General features: G+C 46.7%; 25 protein-coding genes. 1 reads left to right on the top strand and 24 read right to left on the bottom strand.

Annotation, left to right across the window (positions count from 1 at the left end; translation table 11 throughout):
* Positions 1–55: 55 nt before the first annotated feature.
* From nuoN to ACH0QE_RS23175, 11 genes are all read right to left on the bottom strand, one after another.
* Positions 56–1,576, bottom strand: coding sequence for an NADH-quinone oxidoreductase subunit NuoN (nuoN, locus tag ACH0QE_RS23225; RefSeq protein ID WP_415802792.1), 1,521 nt, complete (start codon positions 1,574–1,576; stop codon positions 56–58).
* A 6-nt stretch (positions 1,577–1,582) separates the two neighbouring features.
* The gene (locus ACH0QE_RS23220) at positions 1,583–3,103 is read right to left on the bottom strand and encodes an NADH-quinone oxidoreductase subunit M (protein WP_415802791.1); all 1,521 of its coding nucleotides are present in this window, start codon (positions 3,101–3,103) and stop codon (positions 1,583–1,585) included.
* Complete coding sequence (gene nuoL / locus ACH0QE_RS23215) at positions 3,103–4,965, bottom strand: NADH-quinone oxidoreductase subunit L (protein WP_415802790.1); 1,863 nt, start codon at positions 4,963–4,965, stop codon at positions 3,103–3,105. The genes ACH0QE_RS23220 and nuoL overlap by 1 nt, the downstream gene beginning before the upstream one ends.
* A 144-nt stretch (positions 4,966–5,109) precedes the next feature.
* Positions 5,110–5,424, bottom strand: coding sequence for an NADH-quinone oxidoreductase subunit NuoK (gene nuoK / locus ACH0QE_RS23210; protein WP_023613593.1), 315 nt, complete (start codon positions 5,422–5,424; stop codon positions 5,110–5,112).
* A complete protein-coding gene (locus ACH0QE_RS23205) occupies positions 5,421–5,945 on the bottom strand; it encodes an NADH-quinone oxidoreductase subunit J (RefSeq protein WP_415802788.1) in 525 nt (174 codons plus the stop codon). The genes nuoK and ACH0QE_RS23205 overlap by 4 nt, the downstream gene beginning before the upstream one ends.
* Positions 5,942–6,361 (bottom strand): NADH-quinone oxidoreductase subunit NuoI, encoded by a 420-nt coding sequence (gene nuoI / locus ACH0QE_RS23200; protein WP_023613591.1) that lies wholly within the window; start codon positions 6,359–6,361, stop codon positions 5,942–5,944. The genes ACH0QE_RS23205 and nuoI overlap by 4 nt, the downstream gene beginning before the upstream one ends.
* A gap of 43 nt (positions 6,362–6,404) precedes the next feature.
* Positions 6,405–7,412 (bottom strand): NADH-quinone oxidoreductase subunit NuoH, encoded by a 1,008-nt coding sequence (gene nuoH / locus ACH0QE_RS23195; protein WP_415802787.1) that lies wholly within the window; start codon positions 7,410–7,412, stop codon positions 6,405–6,407.
* Positions 7,412–8,512, bottom strand: coding sequence for an NADH-quinone oxidoreductase subunit D (locus ACH0QE_RS23190; RefSeq protein ID WP_415802786.1), 1,101 nt, complete (start codon positions 8,510–8,512; stop codon positions 7,412–7,414). The genes nuoH and ACH0QE_RS23190 overlap by 1 nt, the downstream gene beginning before the upstream one ends.
* A 3-nt stretch (positions 8,513–8,515) precedes the next feature.
* Positions 8,516–9,679, bottom strand: coding sequence for an NADH-quinone oxidoreductase subunit C (locus tag ACH0QE_RS23185; protein WP_415802785.1), 1,164 nt, complete (start codon positions 9,677–9,679; stop codon positions 8,516–8,518).
* A gap of 3 nt (positions 9,680–9,682) precedes the next feature.
* Complete coding sequence (locus ACH0QE_RS23180) at positions 9,683–10,195, bottom strand: NuoB/complex I 20 kDa subunit family protein (protein ID WP_023613587.1); 513 nt, start codon at positions 10,193–10,195, stop codon at positions 9,683–9,685.
* Entirely contained in the window at positions 10,186–10,563 is a 378-nt protein-coding gene (locus tag ACH0QE_RS23175; protein ID WP_023613586.1) for an NADH-quinone oxidoreductase subunit A, read from the bottom strand. The genes ACH0QE_RS23180 and ACH0QE_RS23175 overlap by 10 nt, the downstream gene beginning before the upstream one ends.
* 457 nt (positions 10,564–11,020) lie before the next feature.
* On the opposite strand from ACH0QE_RS23175, the gene ACH0QE_RS23170 reads away from it, so the two are divergent.
* Positions 11,021–11,359, top strand: a complete 339-nt coding sequence (locus ACH0QE_RS23170; RefSeq protein WP_415802784.1) for a hypothetical protein — start codon at positions 11,021–11,023, stop codon at positions 11,357–11,359.
* A gap of 14 nt (positions 11,360–11,373) precedes the next feature.
* Here the strand turns inward: ACH0QE_RS23170 and ACH0QE_RS23165 are convergent, their stop codons facing one another.
* The 13 genes from ACH0QE_RS23165 to glyA all read right to left on the bottom strand — a co-directional run bounded on the left by ACH0QE_RS23165 (position 11,374) and on the right by glyA (position 23,619).
* Complete coding sequence (locus tag ACH0QE_RS23165; RefSeq protein ID WP_041964605.1) at positions 11,374–11,781, bottom strand: F0F1 ATP synthase subunit epsilon; 408 nt, start codon at positions 11,779–11,781, stop codon at positions 11,374–11,376.
* A 22-nt stretch (positions 11,782–11,803) separates the two neighbouring features.
* The gene (gene atpD, locus ACH0QE_RS23160; protein WP_415802783.1) at positions 11,804–13,216 is read right to left on the bottom strand and encodes a F0F1 ATP synthase subunit beta; all 1,413 of its coding nucleotides are present in this window, start codon (positions 13,214–13,216) and stop codon (positions 11,804–11,806) included.
* 87 nt (positions 13,217–13,303) lie between these two features.
* Positions 13,304–14,164, bottom strand: a complete 861-nt coding sequence (locus ACH0QE_RS23155) for a F0F1 ATP synthase subunit gamma (RefSeq protein ID WP_415802782.1) — start codon at positions 14,162–14,164, stop codon at positions 13,304–13,306.
* Positions 14,165–14,265: 101 nt separating this feature from the next.
* Entirely contained in the window at positions 14,266–15,774 is a 1,509-nt protein-coding gene (atpA, locus tag ACH0QE_RS23150) for a F0F1 ATP synthase subunit alpha (protein WP_415802781.1), read from the bottom strand.
* A gap of 24 nt (positions 15,775–15,798) precedes the next feature.
* Entirely contained in the window at positions 15,799–16,335 is a 537-nt protein-coding gene (locus ACH0QE_RS23145; protein ID WP_415802780.1) for a F0F1 ATP synthase subunit delta, read from the bottom strand.
* On the bottom strand, positions 16,332–16,850 hold the full coding sequence (locus tag ACH0QE_RS23140) for a F0F1 ATP synthase subunit B (RefSeq protein WP_041964609.1): 519 nt from the start codon (positions 16,848–16,850) through the stop codon (positions 16,332–16,334). Before ACH0QE_RS23140 ends, ACH0QE_RS23145 begins: the two co-directional genes overlap by 4 nt.
* A gap of 259 nt (positions 16,851–17,109) precedes the next feature.
* The gene (gene atpE / locus ACH0QE_RS23135; protein WP_023613579.1) at positions 17,110–17,322 is read right to left on the bottom strand and encodes a F0F1 ATP synthase subunit C; all 213 of its coding nucleotides are present in this window, start codon (positions 17,320–17,322) and stop codon (positions 17,110–17,112) included.
* A 71-nt stretch (positions 17,323–17,393) separates the two neighbouring features.
* Positions 17,394–18,104, bottom strand: a complete 711-nt coding sequence (gene atpB / locus ACH0QE_RS23130) for a F0F1 ATP synthase subunit A (protein WP_415802813.1) — start codon at positions 18,102–18,104, stop codon at positions 17,394–17,396.
* 23 nt (positions 18,105–18,127) lie between these two features.
* Positions 18,128–18,499 carry an ATP synthase subunit I gene (locus ACH0QE_RS23125; RefSeq protein WP_102264587.1) on the bottom strand — a complete coding sequence of 124 codons (372 nt, stop codon included), beginning with the start codon at positions 18,497–18,499 and terminating at the stop codon, positions 18,128–18,130.
* A gap of 6 nt (positions 18,500–18,505) precedes the next feature.
* A complete protein-coding gene (locus ACH0QE_RS23120) occupies positions 18,506–18,727 on the bottom strand; it encodes an AtpZ/AtpI family protein (protein ID WP_031307657.1) in 222 nt (73 codons plus the stop codon).
* A 383-nt stretch (positions 18,728–19,110) separates the two neighbouring features.
* Positions 19,111–21,405 carry a S8 family serine peptidase gene (locus tag ACH0QE_RS23115; RefSeq protein ID WP_415802779.1) on the bottom strand — a complete coding sequence of 765 codons (2,295 nt, stop codon included), beginning with the start codon at positions 21,403–21,405 and terminating at the stop codon, positions 19,111–19,113.
* 162 nt (positions 21,406–21,567) lie between these two features.
* On the bottom strand, positions 21,568–22,197 hold the full coding sequence (gene upp, locus ACH0QE_RS23110; RefSeq protein WP_079506306.1) for a uracil phosphoribosyltransferase: 630 nt from the start codon (positions 22,195–22,197) through the stop codon (positions 21,568–21,570).
* Between the two features lie 180 nt (positions 22,198–22,377).
* Entirely contained in the window at positions 22,378–23,619 is a 1,242-nt protein-coding gene (gene glyA, locus ACH0QE_RS23105) for a serine hydroxymethyltransferase (RefSeq protein WP_415802778.1), read from the bottom strand.
* Positions 23,620–23,672: the final 53 nt, after the last annotated feature.

Below are 23,672 nucleotides of genomic sequence, written 5' to 3'. Positions count from 1 at the left end.
ATACATGTTTCGTGTTTTCCGGAGCTTGTTCTTCCTAGTTAGTGAAGTAACAAACTTATCTCATGAAGTCGACGAACTGATTGAAGTTCGTATACATAAAGTCGATTGCCAGGTTTGGCATGACTCCGAACAGGATCGTTCCGATTACTGTGATCAGGATGACGGCTGTTGTTCCTGCTGGCAGCTGGATTTTTTCGTCGCTTGCTGCTGGGCGGAAGAACATTTGTGTCATGACTCCGAAGTAGTAGAAATAGGATACGACTGTTGTTGCAATCATGATCGATACCAGTACGTAGTGTGCCTGGTCGACCATCAATGCTCCCATGAAGATGTTCAGCTTACCGATGAAGCCTGCTGTACCTGGGATCCCTGCGAGTGACAGGATGAAGATTCCCATTCCGACAGCCAATAGAGGCGAGCGGCGGTAGAGGCCGGCGAAGTGGCTGATATCTTCTGAGCCAGTTTTCATTGTGATCAGCTGAATGATGGCGAATGCGCCCAGATTCATTAATACGTAAGCAAGCATGTAGAACCAGATAGCATCGAAGGTCACGAATGACATGGCAGTCAGCGCGACAAGGATGTAACCGGCATGCGCGATACTTGAGTAGGCGAACATGCGCTTGATGTTGCGCTGTCTTAAGGCGACGACGTTACCAATGATCATTGTTGCTCCCGCCAGGAATGCGATGTAATCCTGAACCGCGAACAGCAGCGGTATTGGCTGCCCATCTTCCTGTGCGACAGGAATATATCCGAAAATGGATAACAGGATACGCAGGATGATGACGAATCCAGCTGTTTTCGAGACGACGCTCAAGAACGCTGTCACTGGAGTTGGTGCTCCTTCGTATACATCCGGTGCCCACATATGGAATGGTGCTGATGCCAGCTTGAATGACAGGCCGACAAAAATCATGAAGAATGCCAGTCCAAGAATGTAAATGTGCTGAGGGTCACTCAGACCTCCAAAGACTTGGGCGATTCCTTTTAAATTTGTTGTTCCGGCGATTCCGTACACATAGCTCATACCGAACAATGTAATCGCAGTGGAAATTCCGCCGTTCAGGACGTATTTCATAGCCGATTCATTTGATTTCAGGTTACGCTTGCGCATACCTGCAAGGACGTAAGACGGAATGGATAGCAATTCAAGGCCGACGAACAATGTGATCAAGTCGCCGCTTGAAGCCATGAACATCGTACCAAGCAAGGCAGTGAGGAACAGGTAGAAGAATTCTCCCTTATATTCCTCAAGTCCATCATTCGTCCTGTAGTCGATCGCCAATAGCATGACAAGCGCGGCTCCGAGAAGGAGGATCAGCTTGAAGGCAATAGCGAAAGAATCCAATCTGAATGTATCGTATAAAATCGATGTAGTTTCGGTGCCAATCAGCGACACCAGTGAAATCAGCGCCAGTACAACACCTACAAAACCGGCCCAGCCGAGGACTTTCCGGTCTACATGCTTAGGCATGAATAAATCAGCGACTGATAAAATTGCAATTACACCAAGGATGATGAATTCCGGAGTCATCGTCCCCCAATCAAATGATAGAAGTGTATCTAGATCCATCCTTCATCACCCCCCTATTCCCATCATGATAGTCTCTAATGTTGCCTGAAGCGGTTCACTTAGAACAGCTGGATATACACCGATCAGAACGATCAAGCCGATAAGCACCAACACTGGTGCCCATTCAAATGAGCGGATGTCTGTAACTCCGGCGAATTCTCGCTCTGCATTGCCATACGTGATGGCCAGGACTGCACGCAGCAGGTAAACGGCTGTCATGATGATGCCGATTGTACCGACCGCTGCAAGGACTGGCATTTCTTCGAATAGTCCAAGGAATGCCATGAATTCACTTACGAACCCTGACATGCCAGGCAATCCAAGCGATGCCATCGCGCCTGCCAGCAAGAAGCCTGATGCAAGCGGCATTCCTTTTGCCATCCCGCCCAGGTTGGCAAGCGTTGTCGTGTGCGTGCGTTCATATAACACACCGACAAGGAAGAACAATAATGCTGAAATCAAGCCGTGGGACACGACCTGGAAAATAGCGCCTTGAATTCCTGCTTCATTTAATGCTCCAAGTCCGATTAAAACGATCCCCATATGGGAAATAGAAGAGTAAGCAAGGACCATTTTGAAATCTGTCTGGATAAAAGCAAGGAACGCTCCGTAAAGCAGGTTAATTACACCCAATACTGCAAGCAGCACCGCTAATTCCGCGAATTGTTCAGGGAAAATCCCCATCCCGAAGCGGATCAAACCGAATGCACCGATCTTAAGCAGGATCCCTGAGTGGATCATGACGATGGATGGCGGCGCTTCAACGTGGACGCGCAGCATCCAGCTGTGAAGTGGGAAGATTGGCAGCTTGACACCGAATGCGACAAGCAATGCAATCAATAATCCCATTTTCAATGATTCAGAGACCGGCGCGAACATTTGCGCGTTTTCTGAGTTCATCATGACTGACAGCATTTCGATATTTGAAGTGCCTGTTCTTGCAAATAACACCATGATGACGATCAGCAAAATTGCTGAGCCAAGTCCGTTATAAATCAAGAAGCTGTAAGCAGCCTTTTCTTTTTCATAATAGCCCCATTTTCCAATCAGGAAGAACATTGGAATCAAGGTAATTTCGAAGAAAAGGAAGAAAAGGATCAAGTTTTGTGATGTGAATACTCCCAGCATCCCGATCTCGAGAAGCAAGAACAGCATGTAGTAGCCTTTCCATTCTTTTTTGATATGGAAAGACGCGATGGCAGCAAGCGTTGCGATCACTGCTGTGAGAACCACCATGATTAAACCGAATCCATCGATGCCAAGTTCATAGTTCACTGAGAACATGCCGGATTGCTCGGCACCCTGGCCGCCGAATTGGATCCAGCGGAATTTTTCCGAAAAATTAGCCAGGTCATTGCCGCCGCGATACGAAAAGTATGCGATCAGCGCAAGGATCAATGACGGCAGTGTTGCCAGTACGCCAAGCATTTTGATGCCTGATTCATTCACCTTTGGCATGAACGCCAAGAGCAGGATTCCTAGTAAAGGGGAGAATACCAGCAAGGTAAGAAAATAGTTGAAATCCATTATAAATACCCCCCTGTCAGCGCATAGATGACAATCAGGACTGCAAGGCCGACAAAGGCGATTGTGCCGTACGTCTGTACCTGGCCGTTCTGGATTTTCGCACCGGCTTTGCCAAGTCCCTGGACCGCTGCTGTTGTCAGCTTGACGAGTCCTTCAACAAGGAAGACCTCGATGAACCGCAGGAACAAGCTGATCGCTTTTGCTCCAAACACGATGCTCTGATTGTAAATTTCATCGATATAGTACTTGTTTTTCACGATGTTATAAGCAATTGGCGCTCTGCTGGACAGCCAGTCGCGTGAAATCGACTTCTTGCTGTACATCATCCAGGCAAGCAGGATGCCGAGCAAGGAGACAGCTGTCGCGACAAACATGATCCAGCCTGGGCCTTCGATATGGCCGTGGCCAAGCGCTTCGTTTCCTTCAACGAGCCAGTCGCCAAGGAATGTGCCGAACCAAGGTGTGTTTACATAACCAGCAACGACTGCCAGTACAGCAAGCACCAGCATTGGCAAAGTCATCACGGATGGCGATTCATGGACATTCTTCATTTCGCTGCGTGCTTCACCGGAGAAGACCATGAAGAAAAGGCGGAACATATAGAATGCTGTGAAGAATGCCGCGATCACTGCTAGCCAGAACAATGGGTAATTGCCATCTGCCCATGCAGCGATTAAAATTTCATCTTTACTGAAAAAGCCTGAGAACAATGGGACACCACTGATTGCCAGTGTTCCGATCAGGAACAAAGGTCCAGTGAACGAAAGCCTTTTCCAAAGCCCGCCCATTTTTTCAATATCCTGAGTATGTACAGCATGGATGACGCTGCCTGCTGCAAGGAATAACAATGCTTTAAAGAAAGCGTGAGTCATCAAGTGGAATACTCCGGCAACATAACCGGCAGAACCCAGTGCAAGCATCATATAGCCAAGCTGGCTGACGGTCGAGAATGCAAGAACACGCTTGATGTCAGTCTGGACAAGGCCAATTGTGGCCGCAAAAATCGCTGTGAAAGCACCGATGGTTGCAACAGTCAGCATAGCTGTTTCACTCGCATTGAACAACGGGAACAGCGATGCGACCAAGTAAACACCGGCCGCTACCATCGTTGCTGCGTGGATTAACGCAGAAACTGGCGTCGGGCCTTCCATCGCGTCTGGAAGCCATGTATGAAGCGGGAACTGACCTGATTTACCAACTGCGCCGATGAAGATCAGAATCGCAGTCAGGGTAATCATCGTTCCGGAAATCGCGCCTTCTTCTACCGCAGCGAAAATTTCATCATATTCGAAGCTGCCAGTTTGCCAGAATAAAAGAATCATCCCGATCAGCAGCCCAACATCCCCGATACGGGTCATGATGAAGGCTTTCTTTGCAGCCGCTTTGGCGCTTTCTTTGTAAAAATAGAATCCAATCAACAGGAATGAACCTACACCGACCAATTCCCAGAAAATATATGTCTGCAAAAGATTCGGCGAGATTACAAGACCAAGCATTGCAAAAGTAAATAGTCCTAGATAAGCATAGAAAACCGGGAAGCGCTCATCACCATGCATATACCCTTTTGAATAGGTGTGCACAAGGAAGCTGACAAGAGACACGATCACCAGCATTAATGCGTTTAATTGATTTACTTCAAAGCCCGCAGTTAGTTCCAGATTCCCTATTGTCAGCCAAACGGCTTCAGCTTTGAATGTAGACTCCGAAAAGCGCTCGATCAGCACAAGGATGGAGTATACGAGAGAGGCAAGCGTCGCAAGGATGCCAACGAATGCGCTCGCTTCTTTAAGCTTTTTACCGAACAGCAGAAGGAATAGAAAGGATACAAGCGGGAACAGCGGAATGAGCCAAGCATTCTCCATTAATATCACAATCCCCTTTTTTGAACGTGCGCTATCTATCATATATACGCCCGTCAGATTGAGGCCCGTCTTTCACGGGGCAGTCCAGCTACAAGAAATCTTCTGATTTCAGCGGCAAATGCCGCCTATGAAAAATCCATCAATCTAATTTTTCAACTGATTCATTTCATCAATATTGACCGTTCTGCGGTTGCGGTAAAGCGAAATCAGAATCGCCAGTCCTACCGCTACTTCAGCTGCTGCCACCGCAATGGAGAACAGCGCGAAAACCTGGCCAGTGATCGAAGGATTTACTCCGTATTTACTGAAGGTTACCAGATTGATATTGACCGCATTAAGCATCAATTCGATGGAAATCAACACAATAACTGTGTTCTTTTTTGTCAGGGCACCGTAAAGGCCGATGCAAAAAAGAATAAGTGCAAGAGCCAGATAGGCTGAAACCGGAACAGAACTCATTCCTGATCACCCTCCTTTTCGTCATCCTTACGCGCCAGTACGATTGCGCCGACAAGCGCAGCAAGCAGGATCACGGATGTCAGTTCAAACGGGATAATGTACTGCGAGAACAGCGATACCCCGATTTGTTCTGTATTGTTTTCATGCAGTGTATTAGGTACTGCTTGGAAATCCAAATCGTAAATTCCAAAATAAACAGCTGCACCAAAGCCTAGTACGCCGAGCAGCAGTGCAAGCTTGCGCAGCATACCTCCTTTAGGCTCCTCTTCGTCGCCATGGTGGCGGGTGAGCATGATTCCGAACAGCATCATGATTGTGATGGCGCCGGAATAGATCATTACTTGGATGACCGCCAGGAATTCAGCGGACAGCAACACATAAATACCTGCAATACTGACGAATGTAAAGACGAGCGCTACGACCATGTGGATCACCTTGGTGAGGTTTAATAAAAGCACGCCGCCGATTACCGCCACTAAAGCAAGTGACATAAACGCAAGAAATTCGCCTGTTAACGTCATGCTTTATTCACCTTCCGTATATTCTCATCATTTTCGTCAAGCCATTCCAGGTTCTTGAATAAATCATCCCGGCTATATTCAGCAAGCTCAAAGTTGTTCGTCATGATGATCGCTTCAGTCGGGCAAACTTCTGTGCACAGGTCACAGAGGATGCAAAGTTCGAAGTTGATATCATACGTATCAATGATTTTGCCTTTTTTCGTTGGATCAGGATGCTTTTTACCAGTCAAGTTAATGCAATCTGTCGGGCAAATATTGGCACACTGGTTGCAGACGATGCATTTTTCAGGATAAAACTTCTGGATCCCGCGGAATCGGTCAGGAAGCGGAATCGGTTCGTTTGGATAATCGTAAGTCAGCTTTTCGCGAGTCAATTGTTTAAGGGTATAAGCTAATCCTTTAGTCCATCCTAGCACGTAATTCACCCCTTTAATGCAGGAAGCAATGCTGCTTCCATTCCTATTTTAGAAAAAATTCTTTAATCAAAGCAGTAAGGAAGATGTTTGCCAGCGCTACCGGCAGAAGCACTTTCCATGCGAACTCCATCAATTGGTCGGCGCGGATACGCGGGAACGTAGCACGGAACCAAATAAGGATATAGACCACTACGCTGAACTTTAGCGCGAACCATACAGCTCCTGGAATGAAGCCGAGGAACGGCAGCGGCAGCCAGCCTCCAAGGAATAATACAGTGATCAACGCAGACATTGCGAACATATACACATATTCAGCAAGCATGAACATCGCCCAGCGGAAGCCAGAGTACTCTGTGTGGAAACCGGCAACAAGCTCGTTTTCCGCTTCAGCAAGGTCGAACGGAACCCTGTTCAATTCGGCAGTAGCAGCGATGAAGAACACGATGAACGCGATTGGCTGCCATAGGATGAACCAGCCATTGTCACCTTGTTCTGCAACAATCTCATTGAGATTCAGGCTGCCTGTCAGCAGGACGATTCCAAGAACGCTCATGACAAGCGGGATTTCGTAGGAAATCATCTGTGCCGCGGCACGCATACCGCCAAGCAATGAGTACTTGTTGTTGGATGCCCAGCCTGCCATCAGCATGCCAACGATTGTCAGCCCTGAAATGGCGATGTAATACAGAAATCCAACATTCAAGTCAGCAAATTGCAATTTGTCTGTCAATGGAATCGTCGCCATGACCATGAAGGACGGCGCGAACGCGATGACTGGTGCGATAATGAACAGCGGCTTATCCGCTGCTTTTGGAATTAAGTCTTCTTTTACAAGAAGCTTTACGACGTCGGCTACGGATTGCAAAAGCCCCCATTTACCGCCGACATGGGATGGACCATAACGGCCCTGCATGAAACCAAGAACTTTCCTCTCTGCCAGAATCGCCATGGTTACGAATCCAAGGATTACGAACAGCAGGACGACAGCCAGGACGAAGAAAATACTGAAATTCATGAGGCCAGCGCTTGATTCGAGTAGATCCTGAACCATTATCCGTCTACCTCCCCAAGAACGATATCAACCGCTCCTAAAATTGCAATCAGATTTGAGATACTTTCTCCTTCGAGCAGTTTAGGAAGGATTTGCAGATTGTAGAAGCTCGGTCTTCTGAACTTGAGACGGTACGGCTCTTTTTTTCCATCGCTGGATATGTAGCATCCGATCTCACCTCGAGAGCCTTCGATCCGGACAAACGCTTCCCCTTTTGGAGCCTTGATGATTTTTGGAACCTTGGCTATGATTTCTCCATCATTCGGGAATTGCTGCACAGCCTGTTCAATGATTTTCAGTGATTCTTCAATTTCACCCATTCTTACATGGTAACGGGCAAGCGCATCGCCTTCATCACGAGTGACAACGTCGAAGTCGAAGCGGTCATAGATTGAATACGGCTCATCCTTGCGCAAATCCCATTTCACGCCGGTAGAGCGCAGGTTTGGGCCGCTCAATGAGTAATTGATTGCGTCTTCCTTTGTATAAGTACCGATGTTCTTTGTACGGTTAAGGAAGATTTCGTTTCCTGATACTAATTGGTGGTAGCCTTTCAGCTGGCCTCTCAGGTAAGGGACAAACTCTGCCACCTTTTCGATCCAGCCTTCCGGAGCATCCCATTTAACGCCGCCTACACGCATGTAGTTGAACGTCAGACGAGCACCAGACAGTTCATTCAACAGGTTCAGGATCATCTCTCGGTCACGGAATGCGTAAAGCAATGGGCTCGTTGCACCGAAGTCGAGGATGAATGTTCCCCACCACAGCAAGTGGCTGGCAACCCTGTTCAATTCCATCGCCAAAATCCTTAGATACTCGGCGCGTTCAGGCACCTGTAAGCCCATCATCGTTTCGACTGCATGGACGATTACATAGTTATTCGTCATCGCCGAAACATAGTCCATCCGGTCTGTATACGGAATGATCTGTGTATATTGCAGGTCTTCGGCAAGCTTTTCAGTCCCGCGGTGCAAATAACCGATAACCGGCTTTGCTTCAACGATAATTTCACCGTCAATTTTCAGAACGAGGCGGAATACACCGTGTGTACTAGGGTGCTGCGGGCCCACGTTCAAGAGCATTTCTTCTGTGCGTATCACGGGCTACACCTCCACATCATACGGTTCATAGTCTTTTCTTAACGGGTGGCCTACCCAGTCTTCACCAAGCATGATGCGATGGAGGTTTGGATGGCCTTCGAATTTGATGCCAAGCAAGTCATACGTTTCACACTCTGGCCAATCAGCTCCTGCCCATAGAGGCTGGACGGACTGAGTAACAGGCTGATCGCGGTCAAGCTTGACCTTTAACGCAACTGACTGCCTGTTTTTGTATGAGTACAAGTGAACATACACTTCCATATGTGTCTGGAAATCAGTGCCGTGCAGCTCTGACAGGTAATCGAAGCCTAATAGTTCGTTGTACTTCAGGAATTCAGCCAGGCGATAATAAGATTCCTTCTTCGCGACAAGCGTTGGGACGTCTTTTGAAAGAGGATTAATATAGGAATCTTCCAAAATATTATCACCAAGGTTGTCTGTGATCACTTTTACATATTTATCTAAGTAAGGCTGGTTTGGAGATGGCTTTTTCTCTTCAACAGGTTCATCTGCTCCTGCTTTTGCGCCAGCTGCTGATTTCGCTTTCGCTGCAGCGGCTGCTTTTGCCTTCGCTGCGGCAATCGCTTTCGCTTTTTCATCGTCAGCGGATCCCCCGCCGGCTGCGGCTTTGGCTTTCGCTGCTGCCGCCGCCTTCGCTTTTGCTACGGCTGCGGCTTTCTTTTTCGCAAGATCAGCATCGTCGCCTGCTGAAGCTTCAGTTGCTGCTGGAGTTTCCACTTCAGCGCTTTCCTCCACCTGGCCAGTTGCTTTCATTTTTGCAAGAGCGGCTGCTTTCGCTTTTGCTGCTGCGGCTGCTTTTTTCTTGGCTAAATCAGCATCTTGACCTTCTACCGGAGCCGATACTTCTTCTTTGGCTTCAGGCGCTTCGTCTGCGGCCTGGCCAGTTGCTTTCATTTTCGCCAGTGCAGCTGCCTTTGCCTTCGCTGCTGCAGCGGCTTTCTTTTTAGCGAGCTCGGCATCGTCACCTGCTGGTGCTTCTGCCTTTGCCTCAGTTTCCTTCACTTCAGGTTCGGCGACTTTGTCGGCAACCTCTTTTGGGTCGTTTCCTTCCCCAGCTTGTTTAGCGGCCTGACGCTGCTTTGCAAGCTCTTTTGCTTTTTGGGCTGCTTCTCTCTTTATCTGCTCTAAATCCTTTTCCCCGCTCATCGGTTAGATCACCTTCTTCCCGGTTTTCGCCTCATAACGGATTTTCTCTTTCAATTTATTAATCCCGTAAATCAATGCTGCTGGATTCGGCGGGCAACCCGGTATGTAAACATCGACCGGCACAATCTGATCGACACCTTTTACAACTGAGTATGATTTTACATATGGACCGCCTGCTGTTGCGCATGAACCCATCGCGATTACCCACTTTGGTTCTGCCAGCTGATCGTACAGCCTGCGCACAGTCGGAGCCATTTTCTTCGTTACAGTACCTGAAACAATCATGACATCAGACTGACGAGGTGAGTTTCGGTAAAATGTCCCGAAACGGTCCAGGTCATAGTGAGCCGAGCTGGATGCCATCATTTCAATCGCGCAGCACGCAAGACCGAAAGTCATTGGCCACATTGAGTTGCTGCGGGCCCAGCCTTTAACCTGTTCAAGAGTTGTCACAAATACGTTCCTTTGGAGTTCTGCCACTTCTTCAGGTGAGAAATCATCCAACTTTAAATCCATTTTAGCACCTTCTTTTTCCATGCGTAGATGAGTCCGATGAGAAGCATTACGACGAAAATCAGCATCTCGATTAATGCGAAGATTCCCAGCTTCTCATAGGCGACAGCCCATGGATACAAAAACGCTGTTTCTACATCAAAAATAACGAACATAAGAGCAAAAACATAATAACGGACATTAAATTGGACCCGCGCATCGCTGAACGGTTCCATACCACTCTCGTAGGTGGTATATTTCCGCTCGTCCTGCTTGTATTTCGGCCTCAAAAGCTTAGCCGCAAACAAGGCTACGATTGGAAGCAATACCCCGAGACATAGGAACACAAAGACTATCAAATAGTTATTTTGATATAGATTCAACTGCTCCATGCCCATCCCTCCAATGTTGTGAAATTTTCATACTTTTTAATCTTGTAACCGATAACAATTATACCATTGTTGCAATAGTGTGTCGACAAGCCTTTGAACAATCTGGCAACCTTCTTCCAAGCCTTTTTCAATAGAAAAATAGTTTCTGATTGAAGATTGGATTTTCAGCCGGAAAGAGTCGTCCCCTTCCATACTTAGTTGTTCGGAAGGCAATTTATTCTCATTGTTTTCACCAGGCTTTTTATTGCCATTGCAGCGCTTCGATTTGGAGTGTGCAGCCTCCTTGTTTGGGTATCCACTGCTCCTAAAATAAGACAATCGCTTACATTTTATATTAAATACATTTTGGATTAAGTTGTCAGTGACGTTTGTCAACATTGTGGCAATCTGTTTTGGAAGAGTGATTTCGATTATTTTGGCGATCATTTTTGTGATTTTCGCATGAGAATGGCAACGAATGCTGAGTTATACTAATTTTGCTTGCAATATAGTGGGTTGGAAGGAGGCATCTCTTCTGATTTTGCTTAAATGTGTGGTTGAAGTAAGAGATTCTACTGAAAATTGGAGAGTGAATTGGCTGGTGTTTCGTTTTATTGGCGGTTTTCACAATTTTATTGGCGATAATTCCGATTTATTGGCGAAAAAAATTTTTTATTGGCGAAAATCAGATTTTATTGGCGATTTTCACTACTTTATTGGCGAAACGGAATCTGGCCCCAGATTTGTAAGTATGATGGTAGCAGGTTCACTTCTCTCCACAATAAAAAACACCCTCCGGCGTCCCGGAGGGTGTTAATTGTATCATTAAAATTAAATTCTGCGTTCTGCAACTGAAATACGGTTGATCGCACGTTGCAGGGCAAGTTCTGCACGCTTGAAGTCTATGTTCTCCTGCTTTCTTTCATGCAGGCGCTGCTCAGCGCGTTCTTTTGCTTTTAGTGCACGTTCAAGATCGATTTCAGATGATTGTTCTGCAGATTGAGCAAGGATGGTTACCTGCTCAGGACGGACCTCGAGGAAGCCGCCGCTGACTGCAATGAACTCGTTTTTGCTGCCATTTTTCAAACGGACAGCGCCAATTTGTAGCGGTGCAACCATAGGAATGTGGCCTGGCAAGATTCCAAGCTCGCCTGTGCTCGCTTTTGTGCTTACCATTTCAACATCTGATTCATACACCGGCCCATCGGGAGTAACAACACTGACTTTAATCGTCTTCATTTTTTACCCTCCTGGTCCGTTATTAGACCTCTACACCCATACGTTTTGCATTCTCGATAACTTCTTCGATTCGGCCAACTAGGCGGAATGCATCTTCTGGAAGGTGGTCATATTTGCCGTCAAGGATTTCAGCGAATCCTTTAACTGTTTCTTTAACTGGCACGTAAGAACCTTTTTGTCCTGTAAACTGTTCGGCTACGTGGAAGTTTTGTGACAGGTAGAACTGGATGCGGCGAGCGCGGTGTACAGTTAGCTTATCTTCGTCAGAAAGCTCATCCATACCAAGGATCGCGATGATATCCTGAAGTTCTCTGTAACGCTGTAATGTTTGCTGTACGCGACGAGCTACTGAATAGTGCTCTTCACCAACGATTTCAGGTGTCAAAGCACGTGAAGTCGAAGCAAGTGGATCCACCGCAGGGTAGATACCCATTTCAGAAAGCTTACGCTCAAGGTTCGTTGTTGCATCCAAGTGAGCGAAAGTTGTAGCCGGAGCCGGGTCAGTGTAGTCATCGGCTGGTACATAGATCGCCTGGATGGAAGTAACAGAACCTACGTTAGTAGATGTGATACGTTCCTGCAATTTACCCATTTCAGTTGCAAGAGTCGGCTGGTAACCTACCGCTGATGGCATACGGCCAAGTAGCGCGGAAACCTCAGAACCTGCTTGCGTGAAACGGAAGATGTTATCCATGAAGAAAAGAACGTCCTGTCCTTGCTCATCACGGAAATATTCAGCCATTGTCAAACCAGTCAGGGCAACACGCATACGTGCTCCTGGCGGTTCGTTCATTTGTCCGAATACCATCGCTGTTTGCTTGATAACGCCTGAATCAGTCATTTCGTGGTAAAGGTCATTACCTTCACGTGTACGCTCACCAACACCTGCGAATACGGAGATACCGCTGTGCTCTTGAGCGATGTTGTTGATCAATTCCTGGATTAGAACGGTTTTACCTACGCCGGCACCACCGAACAATCCGATCTTACCACCCTTGATATATGGAGCAAGAAGGTCAACTACCTTGATACCTGTTTCAAGGATTTCAACCTCAGTTGAAAGCTGTTCGAATGTTGGAGCTTCCCTGTGGATTGAATCGCGGCGTGCATCAGCAGCAACTGGAGCGTCAAGGTCGATTGACTCACCCAATACGTTGAATACACGTCCTAGTGTTACGTCCCCAACCGGAACGGAGATTGGAGCACCTGTATCTAATACTTCGACGCCACGCTTAAGGCCGTCTGTGGAAGACATCGCGATTGTACGAACTGTGTCATCGCCTAAGTGAAGGGCTACTTCAAGAGTTAGCTCGATGTTCACATCCGCATCGCTGGTTACAATTTTCAAAGCGTTATAGATCTCTGGAAGATTGCCGCTTTCAAACTTAACGTCAACAACCGGACCCATAACCTGGAGAACGCGTCCTTTGTTCATCTTGTTCCCTCCTATCGTACTAGTTGAAATATATACATCATGATGGGATGCAGCATCAAGCCACATCCCCATTTGTCATTGAAAAATCTATTCGAGCGCTGCAGCTCCACCGACGATTTCGGTGATTTCCTGGGTAATAGCAGCCTGACGCGCGCGGTTGTAGCTCAAGCTGAGGGAATTGATCAGCTCTTTCGCATTGTCCGTTGCGTTTCTCATGGCTGTCATACGAGCAGCGTGTTCACTTGCTTTGCTATCAAGCAGTGCTCCGTAAATCAAGCTTTCTGCGTATTGCGGCAAGAGAACTTCCAGGATCTCCTCAGCGTTTGGTTCGAATTCATAAGAAGTAAGCTTTGTTGAAGATCCGCCAATATCCGTTAATGGAAGCAGCTTCTTATCCGTTACTTCTTGTGCAATCGCGCTGACGTAATGACTGTAGTAAATATATAGTTCATCAAATGTACCGTCCGAGAACATGCCAACTGTGTTGCTGGCGATATCCTGGATTTCCGCGAAAGACGGCTGGTCAGCGATGCCTACGATATCAAGGACAACGTTCATGCCACGGCTCTGGAAAAAGTCACGGCCGACACGTCCAATCGCGATGATCGCAAACTCGTCATTTGATTTATGGCGCTGTTGGATTGTCTGATACAGCTGGCGCAGGACGTTACTGTTGTAAGCACCTGCAAGACCACGGTCAGATGTAATCACTAGATATCCCGTCTTCTTGACTGGACGGCTGTTCAGCATTGGGTGGTTGGAATCCTTGCTGCCCATTGCGATTGAGGCAGTCACTTCCTGGATTTTTTCCATGTAAGGAACGAATGCTTTCGCGTTCATGACTCCACGGTTCCATTTAGCTGCGGATACCATCTCCATTGCCTTGGTAATCTGGCTCGTCTTTTTAGTCGAAGTAATACGGTTTTTTATATCGCGTAAAGATGCCATTTCGGTTCTCACCACCCTTTTACAAAAGAATTGTTAGTCCAAGTGTAAGCAGGAGCCAGATCCTTTTTTAACAAGGGGCTGGCGCTGCTACTTATTCATGATTACTCAGATACTGCGAACGTCTTTTTGAAAGCGTTCAGTGCAGCAGCCATATCGTCGTCTGAAGGAAGTTCCTTCGTTGAACGGATATGATCTAACACCTCTGTATGGTTGTGGTCTAACCATGAAAGGAATTCACCTTCGAAGCGGCGGATATCCTGCAAAGGAATATCGTCTAGGAAGCCGCGAGTTAGTGCATATAGGATTGCAACTTGCTTTTCAACAGCAAGCGGCTTGTTAAGATCTTGTTTAAGAACTTCTACCGTACGGGCACCGCGGTTAAGTTTTGCCTGAGTTGCTTTGTCAAGGTCAGAACCGAACTGTGCGAATGCTTCCAATTCACGGTATGAAGCGAGGTCAAGACGCAGTGTACCAGATACCTTCTTCATCGCTTTGATTTGAGCGGATCCACCTACACGGGATACAGAAAGACCTGCGTTGATCGCTGGACGTACGCCAGAGAAGAATAGGTCAGACTGCAAGAAGATCTGTCCGTCTGTGATTGAGATAACGTTCGTTGGAATGTAAGCAGAAACGTCGCCTGCTTGTGTTTCAATGAACGGAAGTGCTGTGATTGAACCTGCGCCTTTAGCGTCGCTCAACTTAGCAGCACGCTCTAGCAAGCGTGAGTGCAAGTAGAATACATCCCCTGGGTAAGCTTCACGACCTGGAGGACGGCGAAGCAGCAAGGAAAGTTCACGGTATGCTGCCGCTTGTTTTGAAAGATCATCATATACGACAAGAACGTGCTTGCCATTGTACATGAATTCTTCACCCATCGTTACACCAGCGTAAGGAGCAAGGTATAAGAGTGGTGCCGGCTGGGAAGCAGATGCTGTAACAACGATAGAATAATCTAACGCGCCGTGCTTACGGAGAGTTTCAACCGCGTTACGTACAGTTGATTCCTTCTGTCCGATTGCAACGTAGATACAGATCATGTCCTGGCCTTTTTGGTTAAGGATTGTATCGATCGCTACAGATGTTTTACCAGTCTGGCGGTCACCGATGATCAATTCACGCTGTCCGCGGCCGATTGGAACAAGAGCGTCAATCGCCTTGATACCAGTCTGCAACGGCTCATGAACAGATTTACGATCCATAACGCCTGGTGCAGCATACTCGATTGGACGAGTTTTTGTTGTATTGATTGGACCCATGCCATCGACTGGCTGTCCAAGAGGGTTTACGACGCGGCCGATAAGCTGTTCCCCTACAGGAACCTCCATGATGCGGCCCGTACGGCGTACCTCGTCGCCTTCGCGGATGTCCGTGAAAGGTCCAAGAATGATGATACCGACGTTATTTTCTTCCAGGTTTTGTGCCATACCCATAACGCCGTTTGAAAATTCAACAAGTTCTCCAGCCATGACATTGTCGAGGCCATGAGCACGGGCGATACCGTCACCAACACTGATAACTGTACCCACATCACTCACTTGAATTTCCGACTGATAATTTTCGATTTGCGATTTTATCAGCGCACTGATTTCTTCAGCTTTGATGCTCATGAGTTTCACCCCTATCTACGAATCTTAGCCTAGCAATTTACGTTCTAAACGATCGAGCTTGCCGCGCAAGCTGCCGTCAAAAATGCGGTTTCCAATGCGAAGCTTTACGCCTCCAAGCAAATTGGAATCTACAATGTTTTCAATTTGAAGTGACTGTTTACCAACCTGAGGGGCGAACGAAGCTGAAAGTGCTTCAGCCTGCTCAGCCGTCAATGGCTGGACACTATAAACTTTTGCTTCAGCCACGCCTTTTGCATCATTTGCAAGGGCGATGAACTGGTCAGCAACATCTGCAATCTGGTCTTCGCGGTGGCGGTCAACCAAAATCATCAGAGTATTAAGGACATATGTGCTTGCAGATCCGAAAGCTTGCTTTAAAACCTCTTTCTTCTTCTCATTAGGAAGCTTAGGAGACTTTAAAAAGGCAGTCAATTCCGGATTGTTCACAACAACTTCTTTTACAGTGCGAAGCTCTTCCTCAACCTGTGGGAGAGCCTGCTTTTCAGAAGCGAGTTGAAAAAGTGCCAGGGCATAGCGTTTTGCTACTGTCGAGTTGCTCATCGGGCATTACCCGCCTCTTGAATGTATTCATTGATGAGCTTTTCCTGGTCAGCCGCAGAGATTTCCTTCTCGATTACTTTAGAAGCAATCAATACAGATAGTGAAGCCACTTGTTCGCGGATTGCCGCAACAGCCTGCTCCTTCTGCTGCTCAATTTCAAGCTTCGCAGATTCTTTGATTCTGTCAGATTCAGTGCGTGCCAGTGCAATGATTTCATCACGCTGTACATCGCCCTGCTTCTTTGCGTTTTCAATTAGGCCCTGTGCTTCTGTGCGTGCCTGCTTAAGCATGTCACGCTGTTCTTCTAAAAGTTTCTGTGCCTCAGCACGGCTTTTTTCAGCGGCTCCGATTTCGCCAGCAATATGCTCTTCACGTTCCTTCATGATGCCCATCAATGGACCCCAAGCGAACTTCTTAAGCAATGCTAACAAAACAAGGAACATAAAAAGCTGGAATAAGATATCGCCCGTGTTAAGGCCGGTTGCTGCTCCCAATACAAAATTCATTGTTAACACCCTCGATTCACTCCCTTCAAGAGTTGTACCATGATTAAAAAGGTCCAACATGCGTCATCTTGCTAAAAGCCTGCGGCTAGTAGCCAACGCACAAGGCTGCCCGTTCCAAATCCCAGGCTTGCCCAATTTTATTTCAAACGATTGCTTACATTCAAATTAATGCCGACTCATGCCGATATAAATCCGCAAAAAGTCTACATAGTAGAAAGGCGAAGGTTCGCGCGGAATGATCTTCGCCATCTTAAATTCTTATAAGGAATTAACCACCAATAACCATGAACGCGATAACTACAGCGATGATTGGAATCGCTTCAACCAATGCAACCCCGATGAACATTGTAGTTTGAAGCATACCGCGAGCTTCTGGCTGACGAGCGATACCTTCTACCGTACGTGACACGATCAAACCGTTACCAATACCTGCACCAAGTGCTGCTAAACCAATTGCGATTGCTGCTGCTAAAAGACCCATTATAAAGTTCCTCCTTTAATGTATGAAAAAATGTTTTTTTGAGTTTTGTCCATTAAATGAACAGGTATATATTAATGGTCATGGCTCACTTTATGGGAGAGATAAACCATCGTTAACATTGTGAAGATAAATGCCTGGATTGCTCCGACGAAAACGGAGAAACCTTGCCATACAAGCATCGGTACGGCTGCGGCCAAAGTGCTCACAGCATCAGTTGCGAGGCTGGCTGCAAGCAGACCCAACAGGATCTCACCTGCGTAAATGTTACCGTAAAGACGTAGACCAAGAGTGAGCGTGTTCGCGAACTCTTCGATGATCTTGATTGGGAACATGAACCAAAACGGCTTAAAGAATTCCTTGCCGTATTCAGCTGTCCCTTTAAGCTTGACGCCATAATAATGGGAAAGTCCTACTACCATGACTGCAAGAGTCATTGTAATGACTGGGTCGGCTGTCGGTGATTTCCACCATAAGTAATTGTCGTATACGACAGAGAACGGCAATCCCAGCATGTTGGCAACAAACACATACATAAGCAATGTGATGCCAAGGACATGAAACCTTCCTCCATCTTTCCAGTCCATCGTGCTGTTAATGATACCTTTGACGAAATCCATGATCCATTCCATGAAATTCTGGATTCCTGTCGGCTTCATCGCAAGCTTACGAGTGGAAAGTACTGCAATGATGAAGACGATAGCACTTGCTACTGTAATCATCAGCATGTTTGCCAGGTTAAAATAAAGTCCTAAAAATGGAACTAAAGGAGCTTCATGATGCATCAATTATTCACCTCTCTTCCCCGCTATTTACGTGATTGAAAAGACTGGACAAAAAAATCTATCATAATGACAATGTAAGCTGTCATTAATCCCAAAATTGTAAACACAAGGTTTATGCGATCCGGGTATTCCATCGCAACGATTACAGCAAGCGCTCCGGTAGCAAGTCTCGACATCGAGCCGAGCGACCGTACCTTCTTCCCCTGCACAACCGAATCCCCGAAGTTGTTCATTTTCCTCGCAAGCAGCCATAAATTAAAAAGGCTCAGGCTTGTACCAAAGATCAACCCGGCAAAAACAGATTGATAGCTTGTAAAGCCGTACCCGAGTACGTATAAAGACAACAAGGTGAATATGTATTTGCGCTGGCGAATAAACAAGTCCTGGATTTCCATAGATGGCTAGTCTCCCGAAAAGAAGTGTTGGACAAGGCGGAGCATGGCATAAACACCTGCCGCCAATCCGATCAGCAATCCGAATATTAAGAAAAGTGGCTCTGTACCAAGACTTTGGTCCAGCCATCTTCCGGAAAATATGCCAATTAAAATGGAGCCTACCAATTGAGATAGTATAGCGGACATGAGTGCCATCGCTTGAAAAGGGTGGCGGTTGTTTCGGCGCATAAAAAACGCATCCTCACTTTTGAGAATGGGAGCTTCAGGGGGTGAAAAATCATTTTCCGAAAAAACAATATTTTCACAAAAAAAGCTTGCATATCAACATTGAAAACCTTATCATTTTATGCCCTTTGTAAGCATACAATAGGCTATTGTCAATGTCAATCCATAGCGGTGAAAAAATTCACAAAGTTTTCACTTAAAATATATACCAATAACCCTATGTTAGTATTATATTGTAAAAGCTTATTTTTACCTGAATTTTCTCAGTACTTTTTCCATCAATGCCGTTTTTGAGGTTTGACAGAGAGACTGGGAATACACAAATAGTTTAATGAGAATAACAAAGGGCCGCAAAGGAATTACCTTTCTCCGGCCCTTTTATTATTTCATAAACCACTGCGTCTATCGTGCTTCCCAATCCTTGTATTCTTACCTATAAAGATCATTGCGTCTATCGTGCTCTCTCGCCCTTTTTTCTTTGCGAATACCTTGGCAAGGTACAGTCCTTCCTCCGGCAATTTTTCCAGAGGTATTTCTTTTCCTACCATTCCCTTTTCCAGCTTTCTTCCCCAATCAAGGAATCCGACGAAGCGGTATTGATCCGGATCAAAAAGCGCTATGCCAAATTCGTCTGCTCCTCCCGGCAAATAGACTTCATAGCGATAAGCCTTACCGTTATCTGCCGGCGCGAAATCGAAGCCCATCACCCGCGGGTAATCCGGTTCTTCCAGAACATACAAGTATGGAATCCTTATCTTGCTTTTCCCATCATCCATAACGAGGCTGCCGTCATGGATTTTATCTTTTAACAGATCCGGGGTTGCTTTCATTGCAAGCTCCACGTTTTTCGCTTCATTCGGTTTCAGCGTAAAGCTCATTGGAAGCTCCCACTCTATTCCTTGTTCCTTTTTCGGAATGGAAAATGAATAAGATTTAGTGGCTGAACCTGTATTCTTGACTGTCAGCTTCGCACTGTGACGATGCATATTATCGGCAAGCTGAAATTTACCGAATTGAAGTGACCCTGGAACAATCAGGCTTTCCGTATTAATCGCCGCCTCTAGCTGGATCCTTCCTGCTCCCTGCTCGAATGTCCGGTATCTCTTGCCGTCACGGTCGCTAATATCCTTGGCAGTGTTCATGATAGCCGCCTTGATTTCAGCCGGGGTCCAGTTTGGATGAGCCTGCTTGATCAAGGCTGCAGCTCCTGCAATATGGGGAGCAGCCATGCTCGTTCCCTGCAGCGGGAGGTATCCTCCGGGAATCGTACTGTTGATCGCAACGCCGGGAGCGACAATATCCGGCTTGATTTCCCAAGTGACCGTCACCGGACCGCGGGAGCTGAAGTCAGCAAGAATATCTTTTTCTTCTATTAAATTCATGCGAATCAGCATCGAGTTTTTATTAAGCTGTTTTTTTAGCGCCAATCCTGCTTCTTTACTGATCGCGGCCACTGGGATTGGCAGGTTCTCTTCGAGGTTTCCAAAGAATGTACCCTTCGTGTTGTTATAAATGATCACTCCGATCGCACCAGCTTCAAATGCATTCTTCGCTTTTTCGGTAAATGTAAGCTTCCCCCTTTCGACCAGGACAAGCTTATCCCTTACACCTTTCATTTCCTCTTTCGTTCCCAGCCCTGCAAAAACAAGATTTTCACTTTGGGTAATATTCCAATTATCCGAACCCTGTAAAAGTTCTAGCCGTATTTCTTTAGATAGTCCTGGGGCATTGAGGTACGGCACCTGCATTGGAGGTGTCGACGCGCCTACCGAGATGGCTTTCGAAGCTGTGCCTGGTGAACCTACCGTCCATCGATTAGGGCCCGAATTCCCGGATGAAGTCACCGCGACGATTCCTTCGTCGACCGCTTTATTTAGCGCCAGGCTGATGGGCAGGTCCGGACCATTGACATCATTTCCGAGCGAAAGATTCAGGATGTCCACCTTATCCTTTATCGCTTCATCAATAGCAGCTATGACCTGTTCCGTCGTTCCGCTGCCACCTGGACCAAGCGCACGGTAGGCAACTATTTTCGCATCGGGAGCCATCCCTCTCATTCTTCCGTTTGCCGCGATGACACCTGCCACATGCGTTCCGTGCAGGGTGCTTCTAAAGCCGGCACCCTTCGTTTCCATCGGGTCATCATCGCCGTCAACCAGGTCATGTCCCCCCGAAAAACTTCTCCTCAAGTCTGGATGCTCATAATCGATCCCCGTGTCGATTACCCCGATCGTCACACCCTTCCCCGTCAGGCGATTGCCTTTTTCATCAAGAATTCCGCGAACTGCTTCGGTTCCAATCAATTCAAAATTATCGATAAAGTTTTCGCTTGGCTTGTAGCGGGTTGGCAGATGGGCGGAGTTCTCAACCCTGTACGTGTTTACTTCGGATAAAAGTTGGATATCATTCGACTTTTCAAGCTGTTGAAGCTCGGAGATAGGTCCCTTAACGGAATACCCATTGACCGCATGCTTAAAAATGCGTCGTAACTTCGTGTTTTTTAGACTTTTTAGCTGATTTTTGATTTGCAGTTCTTCGACCGGCTGCTCTGTCAGTACGATAGCAACTTTCTCAGTCTGGGGATCTTCTTGAGGAATCGGCGGGATTTGCAGTTTTTGCGGTTGAAATGCAGTGAGGATTGCTATTGATAGAAGAATTAAGAAAAAATTACGCTTTTTCATGAAAAATATCCCCTCCCTTTTTACATAGAGTCTCTTTTAAGGGAGTTTTGTATTCAGAATACAATTATTCCGCGAAATCATTCCTTAATTCCGCGAACTAGAATAATTCTAATCATATAACAAAAAAAGCACCTCATTTAAAAGAGGTGCCTCAGCAAAGTCTTATTTTGTCCCGAATAAACGGTCTCCTGCGTCTCCTAGTCCAGGTACGATATATCCGTGGTCATTCAGCTTTTCATCGAGTGCAGCGATGTAAATATCCACATCAGGATGCGCTTCTTTTACCGTTTCTACCCCTTCTGGAGCAGCAATCAAACACATGAACTTGATGTGCTTCGCCCCACGCTTTTTAAGAGAGTTGATCGCTTCGACTGCAGATCCGCCTGTCGCAAGCATAGGGTCAACGACGATAAAATCGCGCTCTTCGACGTCACTTGGAAGTTTTACATAGTATTCAACCGGCATCAATGTTTCGGGATCGCGGTAAAGTCCGATATGGCCTACCTTCGCAGCCGGGATCAACTTCAGGATGCCGTCAACCATTCCGATACCTGCGCGAAGAATCGGGATGATACCAAGCTTTTTGCCCGAAAGAACTTTTGATTTTGTCTTTTCGACTGGTGTTTCAATTTCAATTTCCTCAAGCGGCATGTCACGCGTGATTTCGAACGCCATCAGCGTTGCAACTTCATCTACAAGCTCGCGGAATTCCTTCGTGCCTGTGCTTTTTTCGCGGATATAAGTAAGTTTATGCTGGATCAATGGATGGTCAAATACGTATACTTTTGCCATGTGTATCGCTCCTTTTAAAGGTAAATGAGTTGTGAACACCTGTCTGTTATATGTAAGATCTGTTGAATCACACTTCGTATAATTTTACAGAAAAACCTCTGTACAAGCAACCGCTTATGTCTGAATGATTTTCCCCTGAAAAAGCGGCCCTCATTCATGGAGGGCCGCCGGATAAAAATCTTATCTCTCAGGATATAGTTCAAACTTGCTCGTCAAATCTTCGACGCGTTTGCTGGCTTCTTCCAGCTTCGCTTCGTCTTCGTGATTTTTCAATGTGAAGGCAATGATTGAAGCGATTTCGTCCATTTCTTCATGACCGAAACCACGGCTTGTGACTGCAGCTGTACCAATGCGGATTCCGCTTGTTACAAATGGGCTTTCCGGATCGAATGGTATCGTGTTTTTATTGACGGTGATGCCAATATCATCAAGCACCTTTTCGGCTACTTTTCCAGTCAGGCCAAGGGAGCGCAGGTCAACCAATAGCAAATGGTTGTCTGTACCGCCCGATACAAGGTCGATTCCTTCCTTCTTCAAGCCTTCAGCAAGGCGGTTGGCATTGGAAATGATATTTTGGGCGTATTCTTTAAAAGAATCCTGGAGCGCTTCGCCGAATGCTACAGCTTTCGCAGCGATGACGTGCATAAGCGGGCCGCCCTGGATTCCAGGGAAGATGGATTTATCGATTTTCTTCGCGAATTCTTCTTTGCAGAGAATCATTCCGCCGCGCGGGCCGCGAAGAGTTTTATGAGTAGTCGTTGTAACAAAGTCAGCGTATGGCACCGGATTCTGGTGGAGGCCAGCTGCGACAAGACCAGCGATATGAGCCATATCGACCATCAAATAAGCGCCTACTTCATCAGCGATTTCACGAAAACGCTTGAAGTCGATTTCTCTCGGGTAAGCACTTGCACCCGCAACAATCAGCTTCGGCTTATGCTCGCGGGCTTTTTCTAGAACGACATCATAGTTAATCACATGAGTATCCTCATCGACACCATACTCGACGAAATTATACTGGATGCCGCTGAAGTTGACGGGACTTCCGTGCGTCAAGTGCCCGCCGTGGGACAGGTTCATCCCAAGCACAGTGTCTCCCTGCTCAAGGATTGTGAAATAAACAGCCATATTGGCCTGTGCTCCAGAGTGCGGCTGGACATTGACATGCTCTGCGCCGAAGATTTCCTTCGCGCGGTCGCGGGCAATGTTCTCGGCAACATCGACATATTCGCATCCGCCATAATAGCGGCGGCCCGGATAGCCTTCTGCGTATTTATTCGTCAGTACAGACCCCTGCGCTTCCATGACGGCTTCACTGACAAAGTTCTCTGATGCGATCAATTCGATTTTCGTGCGCTGACGCTTCAATTCATCCTGCATTGCAGCGTATAGCTGGCTGTCCTGCTGTAACAAGTGCTTCACTTAAGTTCCCCCTCTTATATGTATTGCCTTGTTCCGTTATTAGAAAATTCATT

It is taken from the genome of Mesobacillus sp., assembly GCF_047739415.1.
GTDB lineage: Bacteria > Bacillota > Bacilli > Bacillales > Cytobacillaceae > Mesobacillus.
This window is presented reverse-complemented; position numbering and strand designations above follow the sequence as displayed.

Coding starts and splice junctions, on each gene's coding strand:
- nuoN (WP_415802792.1), bottom strand. CDS start 1,576: ATGGATCTAGATACACTTCTATCATTTGATTGGGGGACGATGACTCCG.
- ACH0QE_RS23220 (WP_415802791.1), bottom strand. CDS start 3,103: ATGGATTTCAACTATTTTCTTACCTTGCTGGTATTCTCCCCTTTACTA.
- nuoL (WP_415802790.1), bottom strand. CDS start 4,965: ATGGAGAATGCTTGGCTCATTCCGCTGTTCCCGCTTGTATCCTTTCTA.
- nuoK (WP_023613593.1), bottom strand. CDS start 5,424: ATGAGTTCTGTTCCGGTTTCAGCCTATCTGGCTCTTGCACTTATTCTT.
- ACH0QE_RS23205 (WP_415802788.1), bottom strand. CDS start 5,945: ATGACGTTAACAGGCGAATTTCTTGCGTTTATGTCACTTGCTTTAGTG.
- nuoH (WP_415802787.1), bottom strand. CDS start 7,412: ATGGTTCAGGATCTACTCGAATCAAGCGCTGGCCTCATGAATTTCAGT.
- ACH0QE_RS23185 (WP_415802785.1), bottom strand. CDS start 9,679: ATGAGCGGGGAAAAGGATTTAGAGCAGATAAAGAGAGAAGCAGCCCAA.
- ACH0QE_RS23180 (WP_023613587.1), bottom strand. CDS start 10,195: ATGGATTTAAAGTTGGATGATTTCTCACCTGAAGAAGTGGCAGAACTC.
- ACH0QE_RS23175 (WP_023613586.1), bottom strand. CDS start 10,563: ATGGAGCAGTTGAATCTATATCAAAATAACTATTTGATAGTCTTTGTG.
- ACH0QE_RS23170 (WP_415802784.1), top strand. CDS start 11,021: ATGCTGAGTTATACTAATTTTGCTTGCAATATAGTGGGTTGGAAGGAG.
- ACH0QE_RS23165 (WP_041964605.1), bottom strand. CDS start 11,781: ATGAAGACGATTAAAGTCAGTGTTGTTACTCCCGATGGGCCGGTGTAT.
- atpD (WP_415802783.1), bottom strand. CDS start 13,216: ATGAACAAAGGACGCGTTCTCCAGGTTATGGGTCCGGTTGTTGACGTT.
- ACH0QE_RS23155 (WP_415802782.1), bottom strand. CDS start 14,164: ATGGCATCTTTACGCGATATAAAAAACCGTATTACTTCGACTAAAAAG.
- atpA (WP_415802781.1), bottom strand. CDS start 15,774: ATGAGCATCAAAGCTGAAGAAATCAGTGCGCTGATAAAATCGCAAATC.
- ACH0QE_RS23145 (WP_415802780.1), bottom strand. CDS start 16,335: ATGAGCAACTCGACAGTAGCAAAACGCTATGCCCTGGCACTTTTTCAA.
- atpE (WP_023613579.1), bottom strand. CDS start 17,322: ATGGGTCTTTTAGCAGCAGCAATCGCAATTGGTTTAGCAGCACTTGGT.
- atpB (WP_415802813.1), bottom strand. CDS start 18,104: ATGCATCATGAAGCTCCTTTAGTTCCATTTTTAGGACTTTATTTTAAC.
- ACH0QE_RS23125 (WP_102264587.1), bottom strand. CDS start 18,499: ATGGAAATCCAGGACTTGTTTATTCGCCAGCGCAAATACATATTCACC.
- ACH0QE_RS23120 (WP_031307657.1), bottom strand. CDS start 18,727: ATGCGCCGAAACAACCGCCACCCTTTTCAAGCGATGGCACTCATGTCC.
- ACH0QE_RS23115 (WP_415802779.1), bottom strand. CDS start 21,405: ATGAAAAAGCGTAATTTTTTCTTAATTCTTCTATCAATAGCAATCCTC.
- upp (WP_079506306.1), bottom strand. CDS start 22,197: ATGGCAAAAGTATACGTATTTGACCATCCATTGATCCAGCATAAACTT.